Origin of the sequence: Labrys miyagiensis (genome assembly GCF_030160835.1) — a bacterium.
Lineage (GTDB): Bacteria > Pseudomonadota > Alphaproteobacteria > Rhizobiales > Labraceae > Labrys > Labrys miyagiensis.
The window spans coordinates 223762-237039 of sequence record NZ_BSPC01000028.1 but is presented as its reverse complement, the minus strand read 5'-3'; the positions used below and the strand labels follow the sequence as shown (position 1 = coordinate 237039).

Sequence of the window (13278 nt, the reverse complement as noted above, 5' to 3'; positions counted from 1 at the left end):
AAGGAGAGCGCCATGCTCGAACGCACCGTTTCCGACAATGAGCTGACCGCCTGGGACCGCGATCATTTCTTCCACCCCTCGACCCACATGGCCCAGCATGCGCGCGGGGAGACGCCCAACCGCATCATCAAGGGCGCGGAGGGCGTCTATATCACCGACCGCAACGGCAAGCGCAGTCTCGACGCGTTCGCAGGCCTCTATTGCGTGAACGTTGGCTATGGCCGCACGAAGATCACCGACGCCATCGCGGCGCAGGCGGCGGAACTGCCCTATTACCACGCCTATGTCGGCCATGGCTCCGAGCCCTCGATCCGCCTTGCCAAGATGGTCATCGATCGCGCCCCGCAGGGCATGAGCCGCGTCTTCTTCGGCCTCGGCGGCTCGGATGCCAACGAGACCAACATCAAGCTGGTCTGGTACGTCAACAACGTGCTGAAGCGCCCGGAAAAGAAGAAGATCATCTCGCGCTGGCGCGGTTATCACGGTTCCGGCCTGATGAGCGGCAGCCTTACGGGACTCTCGGCCTTCCACAACCTGTTCGACCTGCCTTTCAGCCAGGTGGTTCATACCGAAGCACCCTATTACTACCGGCGGCCTGACCGTTCGCAGAGCGAGGAGCAGTTCGCGCAGCACTGCGCCGACAAGCTGGAAGAGCTGATCCAGGTCGAGGGCCCCGACACCATCGCCGCCTTCATCGGCGAGCCGGTGCTCGGCACGGGCGGCATCGTGCCGCCGCCGAAGACCTATTGGGACAAGATCCAGGCGGTGCTGGCGAAATACGACATATTGCTTATCGTCGATGAGGTGATCACCGGTTTCGGGCGGCTTGGCACCATGTTCGGCTCGGACCATTACGGGATCAAGCCGGATCTCATCACCATCGCCAAGGGGCTGACCTCGGCCTATGCGCCGCTTTCGGGCGTGATCGTTTCCGAGAAGGTCTGGCGCATCCTGGAGCAGGGCTCGGATGAGTTCGGCGCGATCGGCCATGGCTGGACCTATTCCTCGCATCCGCTCTGCGCCGCGGCAGGCGTCGCCAATCTGGAACTGGTGGACGAGATGGGCCTCGTCGAGAACGCCAGGACGGTCGGCGCCTATTTCAGGCAGGGCCTCACCGATGCGCTCGGCGCCCACGCCCATGTCGGCGAGGTGCGTGGCGAGGGCCTGCTGGCGGCGGTGGAGTTCGTGAAGGATCGGCACGATCGCGTCTTCTTCGACGCGAGCGAGAAGGTCGGCCCGCGCGTTGTGGCGGCTCTGCTCGAAAATGGCGTGATCGCCCGCGCGATGCCCCAGGGCGATATCATGGGCTTCGCGCCGCCGCTCTGCCTTACACGGCAAGAGGCGGATGTGGTGGTGGCCGCCGCTGCGAAGGCTGTGAAGAGCGTGCTGGGGTAACTGGAAGCGCGGACTTCCAGTCCGCTCTTGGAGACCGTGCGCTTCCAGGAAAAGCTCGGCGACCTCGGATCTCGCTGCCGCCTTGCTTAGATATTGCCGATGAAGCGGACCTCTCTCGGTGCAACAGCCCCGGAACAAAAAAACCCCAGCTCTCCCCTGAGAGCTGGGCTGGGACAGTATCGTTCCCCCGAGAACGATGCCCCCGGTTGGGTGAGGTACACCGACGTCGACATTGCTAGCGGGCAATTGGCTGACCGCGTGTTTCCACGGGAACAAGGCTTGGGGCTGTGGCTGGGAAAGCGGTGGCGATGGAACTGGGCGCCCTTCTGCGCGGTTGGTGGGCGGGACGAAATTGCCGGCCCTGTTCGCGCGCGTCGCGCCTTGTGCCAGCGCTGTTCTTCGCGCAATTTCGAGCCCTGAGCGGGAGGAAACGCGATGCGCAGGATCATGTCGGGAATAGTATTCGGCTTGCTGGGGCCGGCCTTCGTCACGGTGGCGATGGCCCAGGATGCCCAGAAGCCATCCGGGCCGACGCTGGAGGACCTGCAGAAGACGATCCAGGCGCAAAGCGCCCAGATCGCCGCCCTGCAGCAATCGGTGAACGCCTTGGCCGCCGCCGGCAAGGCACCGAAATCGCTTCTTATCGTGAACGGCTATCCCAAGACCTTCGATATCGATCATAGTGCCCTGATGCGCGGAACGACACGCAGGGATGCCGGCGACATCTGCCACAACCGCCTCGGCACCGGCGCTTTCGCTACGGGGCTGGAGCAGGTCTCGCCGACGCAGGTGATCTTCACCTGCGAGGTGCCGGAGACGCCGTGAGCGGCTGTGCCGCTCCGCGGGAAATCCGCTACGGGCTGCTCACGGGTCCCCACGGCGCCGACGTGGCGCGCATGATGCTGGGGAGCAACCATGCCTATCGGGTGATCCATGCCATCCATGCGTTGCGCGAGCATTTCGCGCAGGCGGTGCGCATCGAGGAACTGGCAGCCATCGCCCAACTGAGCCCCTCGGCCTTTCACCGCCAGTTCAAGGCGCTGACCGCGATGACGCCGCTGCAATATCAGAAGCTGTTGCGGCTGGCCGAGGCCGCCGGCTGATGGTGACGAAGGCCGCGAATGTCGAGACGGCCGCCTTCGAGGTCGGCTATGAGAGCCCTTCGCAGTTCAGCCGAGAATATGCCCGCATGTTCGGCACACCACCCCGGCGGGACGTGGCGGCCTTGAGGCTGGCGGCAGCCTGACCTAAAGCGTTTTGCGATTTGCCGGAATCGGCAAGAATCGCAAAGACGCGTCGAACCAAAGAGTTAGAGCAAAGAAGCGTTCACGCCTGAACGCGCTTTGCTCTGGGAGCGCGGCCGGTTCAGGCCGGATCGGATGGAGCTTCCTCGCCGCCGAGATCCGACGAGTAGGCGCGCAGCACGGCCGCGAGCAGGGCGCGCGGCGCCGTGCTGGCCTTGCCGTGAACTTCGGCATCCGGACCAGGGCCACGGCTAAGCAAGGCCTCGTATGTGGAAGGCCGCGAGCCTGTCACGACCGAAGAGAGATTCATAGCCGGCCAGTGTGGCAGCAGCCGCTCGTGCAGCGCCTCCACCGCATCGAGCGAAATCGTGAAGGAGGGGATCGAGCGGGCCCGCTCGCCCGTGAGCCTGGCCACCATCTTTTCGATGCCCCAGTCGAAACCACCGCCCTGTTCAACGATATCAGCCAGGACGAGCAGATCGTGCTTCACACTCATGCGTCCAGCCTCCGGGGCGGCCGGGAGCAGCGACAGGCGAATCCGACAAGCATGGGCGAGCCCTCTCCAGCAGAATTCCGGGCGCCGACTCCCCTCCGACGCCGCAAGGTGCCCGTTGTCGCAATTGCGTGTTTCTGTTGTTTTTCCCCTTAGGCGGCCACCTTCACGAAGTTGGCATATCGATTGCGACCGTCCCGCGCTTCTGAAGGGCAGGAGCGCCACGAAAAAGGCGAGAGGACTTGAAGAGTGGGCGCCCAAGTCCCCCGCAGTCGGGCCCGGCTCTATCCCATGCGCTCGGAGGCGTAGCTGCCGGGGCTCGCCGGGAACACCACCGTGCGATTGCCGTCGATGAAGGTGCGGTGATGGATATGGGCGTGGATTGCCCGCGCCAGGACCTGCGCTTCGACGTCGCGGCCGAGGGAGACGTAGTCCTCCGGGCTCTGGGCGTGGGTGACGCGGACGGTGTCCTGCTCGATGATCGGGCCTTCGTCGAGGTCGTCGGTAACGTAATGGGCGGTGGCGCCGATCAGCTTCACACCACGCTCGTAAGCCTGCTTGTAGGGATTGGCGCCCTTGAAGGAGGGCAGGAAGGAGTGGTGGATATTGATGATCCGCCCCGACATCGCCTTGCACAGATCCTCCGACAGCACCTGCATGTAGCGCGCCAGCACGATGAGTTCGGCGCCGCTTTGCTTCGCCAGGTCCATCAACTGGGCCTCGGCCTGCGGCTTATTCTCCTTCGTCACCTTGATGTAGTGGAAGGGGATATCGTGGTTCACCACCAGCTTCTGGTAGTCGAGATGGTTGGAGACCACACCCACAATGTCGATCGGCAGGCCGCCGATCCGCCAGCGATAGAGCAGGTCGTTGAGGCAGTGGCCGAAGCGCGAGACCATCAGCATCACCTTCATGCGCTTGGCCGTGTCATAGAGCGCCACCTCCAGTCCGAAGCGCTCGATGATCGGCTGCAGCCCTCCCAGCAGTGCCTCGCGGCCCAGACCTTGCTGGGACTGGATCGAGATGCGCATGAAGAACCTGCCAGAATCGAGGGCATCGAATTGCGAGGCGTCCACGAGATTGCAGCCCTTTTCGGCCAGATAGCCGGAAAGCGCCGCAACGATGCCCCGGGTCGACTGGCACGATACCGTCAGGATGTAGTTGTTCACGTCCAATGCTCCACTTTCAGGCAGAATGCCTGTTCACTGATACCTAAAGACGCACGACCGCCCGGGGCGCCGGCAACGGCCTACAGCGCCTGGCTGTCCTGTGCGGAGGGCGGGTTCCTCTGGCAAGAAGCGTACCAGCGGTCCTTCAAGGCCACGGATCCCTTGCGACGGGCTTTCGCCGATTTTCGTCAAGGGATGATGACGGGCACACAAAGCCGCTGGCACTGCCATCGGGGGGTCCGGGATGGCGAGGGGTGAGCAAAATCGAGATATCGGCCGTTTTTTCAAAGTCACGCTCACGTCACGCCGATAAATACGTTCTCGCGGGTATCTATTTGGCGTTGGCGGTTATCATGAACGGCATTGACTATGATGAGGCCGTGAAGCTCGTGGCGCCGGGAGAAGACGGGGGCGGACCGGAACGATGGGGCTCAATGCAATGGGGCGGAACAGCCCATGAAATGCCCCTTTGGCAAGCTGTTCGAACCGTGATCGTAGACTGGGCCGACTCCGGGAGACAGCACGCCGCCCAGATCATCCGGGATCGCGGCACCTCATTGATGAATCTGGCGGCGATTCGGGCGATCTATGATCGGGATGATTTCCCGACCTGGCAACGATCGGAATAGGTCTCTTGTTGCCAAGCCTGCCTCACGCGGGCCTATTTTCTCGCACGTGAAAACAGGACAAGGGCCGCGCTGCAGGCTGATGCCGAGGTCACGAAATAGAACCACATGGCATCCGACGAGTCCTCGGCGACAACAGCCTCGATAATACCCGCGACGCCCATGACGCAGCAAAGTCCCAGCAGGCACAAGGCTCCGATCTCGCTATGATTCATGGGTGCGCTCTTCCAGTCTCCTGCCCTAGAGCAAAGCGCGTTTAGGCGTGGACGCTGCTTTGCTCAAACTCTTTGTTTCGACGCGTCTTTGCGATTCTTGCCGATTCCGTCAAATCGCAAAACGCTTTAGGCAAACTCTCGATGGTTATGCCGTGACTAGCAAGTCGAGCCCCATCGCACTTTGCATATCAATGTCTTAGCTGCCGGTGCGCTATCCTCGGCAGCATCCTTTTCGATCGCCTGCACGATGGCGTCGACGAATTCGACATTATCCAGCGCAAGTGTCGTCAGATCATGACTTTCCCAGGCTGCCATAGCAATGCCATCCTGGCCGATGATCGCTAGCTCTTCAGGAACCCGTTTGCCAAGTACGTGGACTGCCGCATCGCGGACTCCAATGGCCATGACATCGTTGCCGCAGACGACCGCATCGATCTTTGACCGGCGCAGCATGACCACCGCTTCCTTGAAGCCCGACTCGTACGAATAGTCTCCGTGCCATTCAGCTTCGAAAGTCAGGTCGTGAGCAGCCAGCGCATCGGCAAACCAGCGCTTGCGGCGCTTATCGATCCAACTCGTCTTACGGCCAGCGAGGTAGGCGAAGCGCGATCGGCCCGCGCCAACTGCTTTTGAAATCAGTTCTTCAGCCGCCTTGGAACCGTCTACTTCGATGTGGGAGACGCTCTCGCTCGACACGGGTTCAAAAGATAGAACGATCGGCCGCGCGGAACGAAAAATCTGCGTCGCGTCCTTCATGGGCACGGCATCGGAAAAGAGGACGACGTGGTCGACCTGATAGGCCGACGCCATGCGCATAAGCTGTGCGCGATCATCGTAGCCGTCGCAGCACAAGATGATGGGCATCAGCTCTCTTTGTTGGAGCTGCTGCACCAGATATTGAAGTTGCTCAGCTTCGCATGGATTGCTGATCGAGTTGACGACCAGCGCCACGAGATGTGAACGCTGTCGGTTCAGAGACCGGGCGATCGCGTTAGGGCGGTAGTTGTGCTCCTCTGCGATCGCTAGGATTCGTCTGCGCGTAGCCGAGCTGATGCGCGTCTCCTCGGAAAAAGCCCGTGAGATCGTAGCCGCCGAAACCCCGGCGAGCTTGGCCAATTCCTTGGACGTAATGCGCTTATTCATCTCGGACTCGGTACGATATTACGCGATGTCGGCGATCTGGATCGGCTCGCCATCCTTCGCCGCAGACGCTTTTATAGCATCCCACAACCGCGCAAATCGAAGCCCGTTTTCGACCGTCGACATATTTTGCTCCCGGCCAAATTTCACGCCAAGGAAAGACTTCAGAGGGTTTTCCTGGTGCGCACTCGTGGCCTCCTCACGAACTCCCGGTTTCCCGCCGACGGAAATCTCCCGCCAGGCGCCCCAGGCGTCGATCCTGACGATTGCCTTCGAGTAGAACAGGGTCATGTGGGAGGCGCATCCAGGCGGCCCTTCACCGGCTGCGTTGAAGGTGACAAGAGCTCCATTCGTAAGCCGCCCGGCCACAGCGGTAACGATGTCGACGTCCTTGCCGCGATTGTTCATATAGGCGGACACGCGATCAAAGTCCGAATTTACAAGAAAGCACACCGTGTTCATCATGTGCGCTCCCGTATCGAACATGAAGCCGCCGCCGGAGAGTTCGGGCCTCTGCTTCCAGTGACCTACATAGTTGGATGACCAGCTTTCCCAGATTGTAGCCGACACGCTCACGAGATCACCAAACTCGCCAGCCATGGCGCGTTCATGGGTATCGCGCACGAGGGGCGACAAGACGCCATTGTAGGCAACGACGATCACGCTCTTGGCACGATTACGGGCCTCGATAAGGGCGTTGGCCTCCGCAGCCGTCGTCACCATCGGCTTTTCAAGAAAAAGATCGAGCCCAGCCTCGGCGACGGCAATGGCCTGTTCGCCGTGAAACGCGTGAGGCGTGGAGACGTACACCGCGTCGAGCTGATTGCCGCACTCGGCCAACATCACCTTGTAGTCGTCGAATTCACGTGGTGCGGGCTTGCCGGCTTCGAGGCAGATATCGCCGAGGCGCTTGCGAGATGCCGCACTCACATCTGCCGACGCGACGAACTCGACCTCGGGCATGCGTGCCCAACTCTTGGCGTAGTCAGCGGCTTTCAAGCCAGTGCCGATGACGCCAAGTCGCACAATCTCGGACATGACTCCCCCTATTTGTGGATACGTTTGCGCAGTAGCATTTATCATCTGTTTGAGAAAAAATTCAAGTGTATTCAGAGCGATAGAGATGTGACCGTAAAATTTAATACGGTGTGATTGCAATCCATGGTTTTACGTGTACATTTTGGTCGCTGCCAGCAAGGCGGATCAATAATTTGCAAAAGGAGGAATGGATGCTGAAAAGGCTTCTTTTGGCCGGAATCGCAGCAGTTGGCCTGGCCGTCTCCGTGAACGCGGCGGATGCGGAAACGATACGCATCGCTGAACATCGCCAAGCGAGAATCGATGCTCTGAAGGCCGTGGTGCCCGACATTGAGAAGAAGTACGGGGTAACGATCGAAATCGTCGAATACCCAGCGCCTGAGAAGGACTACCTGACCAAGCTCTTGACCGAGCTGCGCGCCGGCAATGCCCCCGATCTCTTCACCGCGCCGCGCGGCCAGGATGTCGCCGATATGGTGGCGGCAGGCTATCTGGCCCCGGTAGCCGACCAGGTCAAAGCCTGGGATGGCTACAACCAGCTTTTTGACGTCGCCAAGCAGCTTATCAATCGCAAGGACGGCCAGATCTACGTCCTGCCGCCGATGCTGAGCGTCCAGCAGCTCTATTATCGTCGCGACGTCATGGAGAAGGCTGGCATTTCAACGGCGCAGCCCAAGAACTGGGCGGAACTCCTCGACCGTGCCAGGGAAATCAAGGCCAAGACCGGTGCCTACGGGCTTCTATTCCCCGCCGGCGTGGCCTGGGGCGGTGGCGCCTTTGGCGAAGGCTTCCAAATGCTTCTCGCAGGCTCATCGACGCCGCAGATTGCCAATGATGACGATACGCTCAATCTGAGCAGCCAGGGTGTGAAGGACTCGCTCGGCTTCTATGCCGATCTCATCAACAACGATCTCATGCCGGTTCAACCGCTCCTCGGGCCGGAGCCATGGGTCACCCCGAAATACCAGATGTTTCCCGCGGGCAAGCTCGTCGCCACGACCTGCGGCTCATGGTGCTACGTCTACGACTGGGGTCCGGAAAGCAAGCATGGCGTCCCCGACGTGACCAAGAACGTCGGCACATGGACAGTGCCGGGCAAGGACGGAGGCGAGCATGTCATCGTCGATCTTGAAAGCCCATGGGGGGTCAATGCCCAGTCGGCGGACCCGGATCTGGCGAAGAAGATCCTGATCGAACTCGGATCCGTGAAGGCTGAAGTCGCCTTGGCCCAGCAACTGGGCAACATCCCCGCTCGCAAGGACGCTGGCAGCGATCCAGATTTCCAGAAGCTCACTGCCCTGGTTCCCGTTTTCAACGCCGTCGACACGGGCACTTTCTTGAAGACGGCACCTGGCTTCTCCGCGGTTTCTGAAGGCATTGCGCGTGCAACGGAAGCTCTGCTGCGCAAGGAGACCGATGCGGCGGGAGCGCAAAAGATCCTCGTTGACTACGTGAAGGAGACTCTTGGCGACGAGATGGTCAAGTAAGTCCTCTAAATGTTCTTAAACTCGTGTTGAAAGGGCAGCGTCGCTGCTGTTCTTTTAACACTTCGATGAGGACGGCCTTGCCATGTCCAGGCGCCATGATCATGAAGCGCGCATGAAGAGGCAGTTGCTGTTTATCCTGCTGCCGTCAATGCTGCTTCTCTTCGCTTTTACTATCTATCCGGCTCTATATTCCGTCTATCTGAGCTTCACAAATGAAGCGCTGACGGGTGTCGGCGCGCTTCGGCCGCAAAACGTCGGGTTTCGGAACTATATTCGGCTGATCAACGATACCAAGTTTTGGAACTCGCTGCTGGTGACGTTCTTCTTCGTCCTCGGCTCTGCGGTCATTGGACAGTTCCTGCTTGGGCTGGCTTCTGCTTTGGCGCTGGGTCGGTCGATCCAGTTTCGGCGTGTATTTGCCTCGATCATTCTTCTTCCGAATGCAGCGCCGGAAGTGGTCGCCGGCTTCATGTGGATCTCGATGCTCGCCGGAGGTGAGCAATCAACATTGAGTCGCATCGTCGCGTTCTTCGGAATTACCCCCGCGGACTGGCTCAATACCTTCCCGCTGGCGATGATTATCGTCGTCAACACCTGGCGCGGCATCGCGACCGCGATGATCCTTCTCATGGCGGGCCTGAGCACCATTCCACAAGAGATCTATGAAGCAGCCAGAATGGATGGCGCGACCCCCTCGCAGATTTTCCGGCGGATCACGCTGCCGCTGATGATGCCGACGATCTTGCTCTACATGCTGATCTCGGCAGTCTCGACCATCGCAGTCTTTGGGCTCGTCTATGCCCTCACACGAGGCGGGCCCGGGGGCGCGACAGAACTCGTCAGCATCTACATCTACAAGCAGTCCTTCACAGCCTTCCAGCTTGGCTATGGCGCGGCCGTGGCGGTTATCGTGCTGCTCATCACTCTCATGCTCGGCGTTTTCTATGTCAGAGCAATGAAGGTCGAGGTCTGAGATGGCTGCAAGCTCTCCCAACGAAAGTGCGAATAAGGCCAAGGGCGATCTCCTTGCCTATTCGACGCTCTCAATCATATCCATCTTCTGCGTCATCCCCTTTATCTGGGTCTTTCTCGCATCTGTCGATGGTGATGCACAGCTGTTCTTGCATTGGCCTGAACAGTGGACCTTAGGCAACTATACAAAGATCTTTGTTCAGGAAGATGGTGCGAAGTGGCTGTTCAACTCCCTCTTTATCGTGGGGTGCACAACGATCGTCGTAATGGTTCTTGCAGGCCTCGGCGGCTATGCTCTTTCGAGAACGAAGGCTTGGTGGAAGCTTCCGTTCCTTTATACGATCTTGCTGATCCGCGTCCTGCCGCCGACGGCCTTGGTCGTGCCCCTCTACAAGATCCTCCTGACGTTGAATAACGGGGAGGCCATGCTGCTTCGCCCCATCTTCGGGGGCAGTACCCGCGCGATCATGCAATGGACGGGCTTCATTGACGGCTATCTCGGCCTGATCTTGGTCCTGGCAACCATGCAACTGCCGTTGTCGCTCTGGATCATGAAGACCTTCTTCGACGGTCTGCCACGGGATTATGAAGAGGCGGCGGTCATGGACGGCGCGACGATGACGCAGCGCATCCGGCGTGTCCTCATCCCGCTCGCGCTTCCAGGTCTCGCGGCATCCGGACTCTTCTCCTTCATCTTCGCCTGGGGCGACTTCCTGCTGCCTTTGACGTTCTTGTCTTCGCCGGAGCTTCAGCCGCTGCCCCTCGGCCTTTTCCGCGCCTATTTGCGTGTCAACACCGTTGACTACGGATTCCTGGCGGCCCTGGCCTTCGTCTACCTCTTGCCCGCCGTCATCGCGTTCGGCTTCGCACGTCGATTTCTCGTCCAGACCTTCGCGGGTGGCGTCAAAGGATAGTTCCCTGTCTCAGGGCGAAAGCTAAAGCTATGATCACGCTGAAGAATGTTCGAAAATTCTATGGTTCTCTCGAGGTCATCAAGGGTGTCGATATCACCGTCGAGGAGGGTGAATTCGCTGTCTTCGTTGGCCCGTCTGGCTGCGGAAAATCGACGCTGCTCCGTATGATTGCGGGGTTGGAGGGCATCGATGAGGGCGACCTCATACTTGATGGCAAAAGGATGAATGAGGTCCCTCCCGACAAGCGGGGGATTGCGATGGTCTTCCAGTCCTACGCGCTCTATCCCCATATGACGGTCGCCGAGAATATTGGCTTTTCTCTCAGCCTGAAGAAGATTCCCGAAGCTGAAATCCGCAAGCAGGTTGGTGAGGTCGCGGAGATCCTGCAACTCACCAACTACCTGGATCGTCGACCGGCTGCGCTTTCCGGCGGACAACGCCAACGCGTCGCGATTGGACGAGCGATCATCAAGAAGCCCTCGCTGATCCTGTTCGACGAGCCCCTCTCGAACCTGGACTCAGCGTTGCGCGTGCAGATGCGTGCGGAACTCCAGCGTCTGCATCGGGAGCTGAAGGCGACCGTGGTCTATGTCACCCATGATCAGGTCGAGGCGATGACGATGGCTGATCGTATAGTTGTGCTCAATCAGGGCGTGGTGGCGCAGCAGGGAGCTCCCATGACGCTTTATCACCATCCCCAGAATGAGTTTGTCGCGTCATTCATCGGATCGCCGAAGATGAACATTGTTCCGGCGATAGCGACAGCGACACCCGAATCCAAAGTTCAGGTTCAAAGTCCGACAGGTCTTCGAGTCCTGCTGCCCGATCCCAACCGGGTCGTTCCTCAAGGCGAGCTCCGCCTTGGCGTTCGTCCCGAACATCTCAAGCTTGTTCCACAGGGGCAAAGCGACTTCATGGCCGAGGTTGCGATCGTCGAGCGACTTGGCGTCGAAACCTATCTGACCGTCGGCCATCTCGATGCTCCTCTCATCGTGCGCACCGAGGGCGACACCACCTTGCGCCCGGGAGATCAGGTCTCGTTGAGCATCGACGCTGACGCCTGTCACCTTTTCAACACCGCCGGTGGCCTGATCCACCTGCCTTCTGCCGTTCAATAAGTGAGCAAAATCAATGACCATCAAAGTTACGATTTGGAACGAAGGACGCCACGAAAAGCGCGATGAAGTGGTCCGGAAGCTTTATCCGGATCGTATGGACGGTGCGATTGAAAGGGGCATTGCCAATCCGGAGTTCGAGATCACTCGTGTGACCTTGGATGATCCGCACGAAGGCCTGCCGGACTCCTTGCTTAACGAGACCGACGTTCTCCTGTGGTGGGGGCATATTGCGCATGATGAGGTTAGCGACGGACTGATCGAGCGTATCCAGCAGCGTGTGCTCAAAGGCATGGGCTTGCTGATCCTGCATTCCGGTCATCATTCGAAACTGTTTCGCCGCCTGATGGGAACGAACGCAAACCTCTCCTGGCGAGAGTTGCCTGAAGGCGATCTCGAGCGTGTCTGGGTCGTCAATCCCTCTCACCCGATCGTCGAGGGCCTTCCGCCTTACTTCGAGGTTGAGGCATCGGAAATGTACGGGGAACCTTTCGATATTCCCCAACCAGACGAGCTGATCTTCATCTCCTGGTATTCCGGCGGCGAAGTCTTCCGAAGTGGCTGCACCTTCCAGCGCGGGCGTGGCCGTATCTTCTACTTCAGTCCCGGCCATGAGACCTATCCAGTCTACCACAACGACCATGTTCTCCAGGTCATCAAGAACGGCATCCATTGGGCTCATCAGAAGCACCGGGATGGCCGGATCCTGGAGAATTGGCACCGCAAGGAGCCGCTGCACGAAAAATCGGTAGCTCGCTCATAAGGGCACCCCACCGCCCAAGCGCTCATGGCTGCCCAAGCGCTCATGGCTGCCCAAGCGCGGATCTCAAGCAAGTGTGAGATCCGTACCTTCGTTCCTCAAAACGACGTTGGACTCGACGCGTCAACGCGATGCGGCGGGAGGGCGGTCAACAGCGGATGGGAAAGCGCATGACGTGACGCCGTCGACCGGCTAGCCCTACCTCTTGGAAGCCAGCTTCGCGAAAGGTTTCGACAAAACCCATGAAACGGTAGCTTGGGGATTCCGGATCGACAGGGTAAGCTTCCACGGTGGTCGCGCCATTGCGCGCGGCATGATCAATGGCTGCCAGAAGCAGCGTTTTCGAGAAACCGCGGCCGCGATACTCCCTCTTGATGAAGAAGCATACCAGCGCCCAAATTTTTTCCGGGGCCTCGGATTCATCGAGGCCTCCGAGGTGGCGATAGGTATCCCGAGGTGCGATTGAACACCAGGCGACAGCGGCGCCCTCACGATAGCCGAGAATGCCGACCGGCACACCGGCATCGACCCTTGATTTCATAGCCGCCCGGCGGCTTACGCCATCGCGTTGTTTGCCTTCAGGCGACCGCCAGACCATGCACCAACAGCTCTTTGGCCCGCCTCGGCTTTCGAAGAGGTTGGCAAAATCGGGCCAATTTCCACGGCCTACTTCCCGAAAAACGAATTCGCTCAAACTTACGATTCCTCTC

At 59.6% G+C, this 13278-nt stretch carries 16 protein-coding genes; 10 read left to right on the top strand and 6 right to left on the bottom strand.

The features are described from left to right. The first annotated feature begins 12 nt into the window (after positions 1–12). From QQL24_RS17295 to QQL24_RS36440, 4 genes are all read left to right on the top strand, one after another. The gene (locus tag QQL24_RS17295) at positions 13–1395 is read left to right on the top strand and encodes an aspartate aminotransferase family protein (RefSeq protein WP_284313530.1); all 1383 of its coding nucleotides are present in this window, start codon (positions 13–15) and stop codon (positions 1393–1395) included. Between the two features lie 435 nt (positions 1396–1830). Next, complete coding sequence (locus QQL24_RS17290) at positions 1831–2220, top strand: hypothetical protein (RefSeq protein ID WP_284313529.1); 390 nt, start codon at positions 1831–1833, stop codon at positions 2218–2220. Further along, positions 2217–2498: an AraC family transcriptional regulator gene (locus QQL24_RS36445; RefSeq protein ID WP_348536464.1), complete on the top strand. Its 282-nt coding sequence runs from the start codon at positions 2217–2219 to the stop codon at positions 2496–2498. The genes QQL24_RS17290 and QQL24_RS36445 overlap by 4 nt, the downstream gene beginning before the upstream one ends. Next, positions 2498–2641: a helix-turn-helix domain-containing protein gene (locus tag QQL24_RS36440; protein ID WP_348536463.1), complete on the top strand. Its 144-nt coding sequence runs from the start codon at positions 2498–2500 to the stop codon at positions 2639–2641. The genes QQL24_RS36445 and QQL24_RS36440 overlap by 1 nt, the downstream gene beginning before the upstream one ends. A gap of 119 nt (positions 2642–2760) precedes the next feature. Here the strand turns inward: QQL24_RS36440 and QQL24_RS17280 are convergent, their stop codons facing one another. Both QQL24_RS17280 and purU read right to left on the bottom strand, forming a co-directional pair. Then, complete coding sequence (locus QQL24_RS17280; RefSeq protein ID WP_284313528.1) at positions 2761–3135, bottom strand: hypothetical protein; 375 nt, start codon at positions 3133–3135, stop codon at positions 2761–2763. 281 nt (positions 3136–3416) lie between these two features. After that, the gene (gene purU, locus QQL24_RS17275) at positions 3417–4301 is read right to left on the bottom strand and encodes a formyltetrahydrofolate deformylase (protein ID WP_284313527.1); all 885 of its coding nucleotides are present in this window, start codon (positions 4299–4301) and stop codon (positions 3417–3419) included. Positions 4302–4555: 254 nt separating this feature from the next. Between purU and QQL24_RS17270 the strand changes: the two genes are divergently transcribed. Next, positions 4556–4930 carry a hypothetical protein gene (locus QQL24_RS17270; protein WP_284313526.1) on the top strand — a complete coding sequence of 125 codons (375 nt, stop codon included), beginning with the start codon at positions 4556–4558 and terminating at the stop codon, positions 4928–4930. A 32-nt stretch (positions 4931–4962) separates the two neighbouring features. Here the strand turns inward: QQL24_RS17270 and QQL24_RS17265 are convergent, their stop codons facing one another. The 3 genes from QQL24_RS17265 to QQL24_RS17255 form a co-directional block, all read right to left on the bottom strand. Next, the gene (locus QQL24_RS17265; protein WP_284313525.1) at positions 4963–5142 is read right to left on the bottom strand and encodes a hypothetical protein; all 180 of its coding nucleotides are present in this window, start codon (positions 5140–5142) and stop codon (positions 4963–4965) included. A gap of 156 nt (positions 5143–5298) precedes the next feature. Continuing rightward, positions 5299–6285 (bottom strand): LacI family DNA-binding transcriptional regulator, encoded by a 987-nt coding sequence (locus QQL24_RS17260; protein WP_284313524.1) that lies wholly within the window; start codon positions 6283–6285, stop codon positions 5299–5301. Positions 6286–6303: 18 nt separating this feature from the next. Then, entirely contained in the window at positions 6304–7320 is a 1017-nt protein-coding gene (locus QQL24_RS17255; RefSeq protein WP_284313523.1) for a Gfo/Idh/MocA family protein, read from the bottom strand. A gap of 194 nt (positions 7321–7514) precedes the next feature. On the opposite strand from QQL24_RS17255, the gene QQL24_RS17250 reads away from it, so the two are divergent. From QQL24_RS17250 to QQL24_RS17230, 5 genes are all read left to right on the top strand, one after another. Continuing rightward, positions 7515–8807, top strand: coding sequence for an ABC transporter substrate-binding protein (locus QQL24_RS17250; protein WP_284313606.1), 1293 nt, complete (start codon positions 7515–7517; stop codon positions 8805–8807). A gap of 82 nt (positions 8808–8889) precedes the next feature. Continuing rightward, positions 8890–9780, top strand: a complete 891-nt coding sequence (locus QQL24_RS17245) for a carbohydrate ABC transporter permease (RefSeq protein ID WP_284313522.1) — start codon at positions 8890–8892, stop codon at positions 9778–9780. Position 9781: 1 nt separating this feature from the next. Then, positions 9782–10693, top strand: coding sequence for a carbohydrate ABC transporter permease (locus tag QQL24_RS17240; RefSeq protein WP_284313521.1), 912 nt, complete (start codon positions 9782–9784; stop codon positions 10691–10693). Between the two features lie 29 nt (positions 10694–10722). Next, positions 10723–11811, top strand: coding sequence for an ABC transporter ATP-binding protein (locus tag QQL24_RS17235; protein ID WP_284313520.1), 1089 nt, complete (start codon positions 10723–10725; stop codon positions 11809–11811). A gap of 13 nt (positions 11812–11824) precedes the next feature. Then, entirely contained in the window at positions 11825–12571 is a 747-nt protein-coding gene (locus QQL24_RS17230; protein ID WP_284313519.1) for a ThuA domain-containing protein, read from the top strand. A 145-nt stretch (positions 12572–12716) separates the two neighbouring features. On the opposite strand, the gene QQL24_RS17225 is transcribed toward QQL24_RS17230, so the two are convergent. Continuing rightward, positions 12717–13262 carry a GNAT family N-acetyltransferase gene (locus QQL24_RS17225; RefSeq protein ID WP_284313518.1) on the bottom strand — a complete coding sequence of 182 codons (546 nt, stop codon included), beginning with the start codon at positions 13260–13262 and terminating at the stop codon, positions 12717–12719. Positions 13263–13278: the final 16 nt, after the last annotated feature.

What these genes read in the sequence shown, in the direction of transcription:
- QQL24_RS17235 (WP_284313520.1), top strand. Translation starts at nt 10,723, where the DNA reads ATGATCACGCTGAAGAATGTTCGAAAATTCTATGGTTCTCTCGAGGTC.
- QQL24_RS17240 (WP_284313521.1), top strand. Translation starts at nt 9,782, where the DNA reads ATGGCTGCAAGCTCTCCCAACGAAAGTGCGAATAAGGCCAAGGGCGAT.
- QQL24_RS17295 (WP_284313530.1), top strand. Translation starts at nt 13, where the DNA reads ATGCTCGAACGCACCGTTTCCGACAATGAGCTGACCGCCTGGGACCGC.
- QQL24_RS17260 (WP_284313524.1), bottom strand. Translation starts at nt 6,285, where the DNA reads ATGAATAAGCGCATTACGTCCAAGGAATTGGCCAAGCTCGCCGGGGTT.
- QQL24_RS17265 (WP_284313525.1), bottom strand. Translation starts at nt 5,142, where the DNA reads ATGAATCATAGCGAGATCGGAGCCTTGTGCCTGCTGGGACTTTGCTGC.
- QQL24_RS17245 (WP_284313522.1), top strand. Translation starts at nt 8,890, where the DNA reads ATGTCCAGGCGCCATGATCATGAAGCGCGCATGAAGAGGCAGTTGCTG.
- QQL24_RS17290 (WP_284313529.1), top strand. Translation starts at nt 1,831, where the DNA reads ATGCGCAGGATCATGTCGGGAATAGTATTCGGCTTGCTGGGGCCGGCC.
- QQL24_RS17230 (WP_284313519.1), top strand. Translation starts at nt 11,825, where the DNA reads ATGACCATCAAAGTTACGATTTGGAACGAAGGACGCCACGAAAAGCGC.
- QQL24_RS36440 (WP_348536463.1), top strand. Translation starts at nt 2,498, where the DNA reads ATGGTGACGAAGGCCGCGAATGTCGAGACGGCCGCCTTCGAGGTCGGC.
- QQL24_RS17280 (WP_284313528.1), bottom strand. Translation starts at nt 3,135, where the DNA reads ATGAGTGTGAAGCACGATCTGCTCGTCCTGGCTGATATCGTTGAACAG.
- QQL24_RS17255 (WP_284313523.1), bottom strand. Translation starts at nt 7,320, where the DNA reads ATGTCCGAGATTGTGCGACTTGGCGTCATCGGCACTGGCTTGAAAGCC.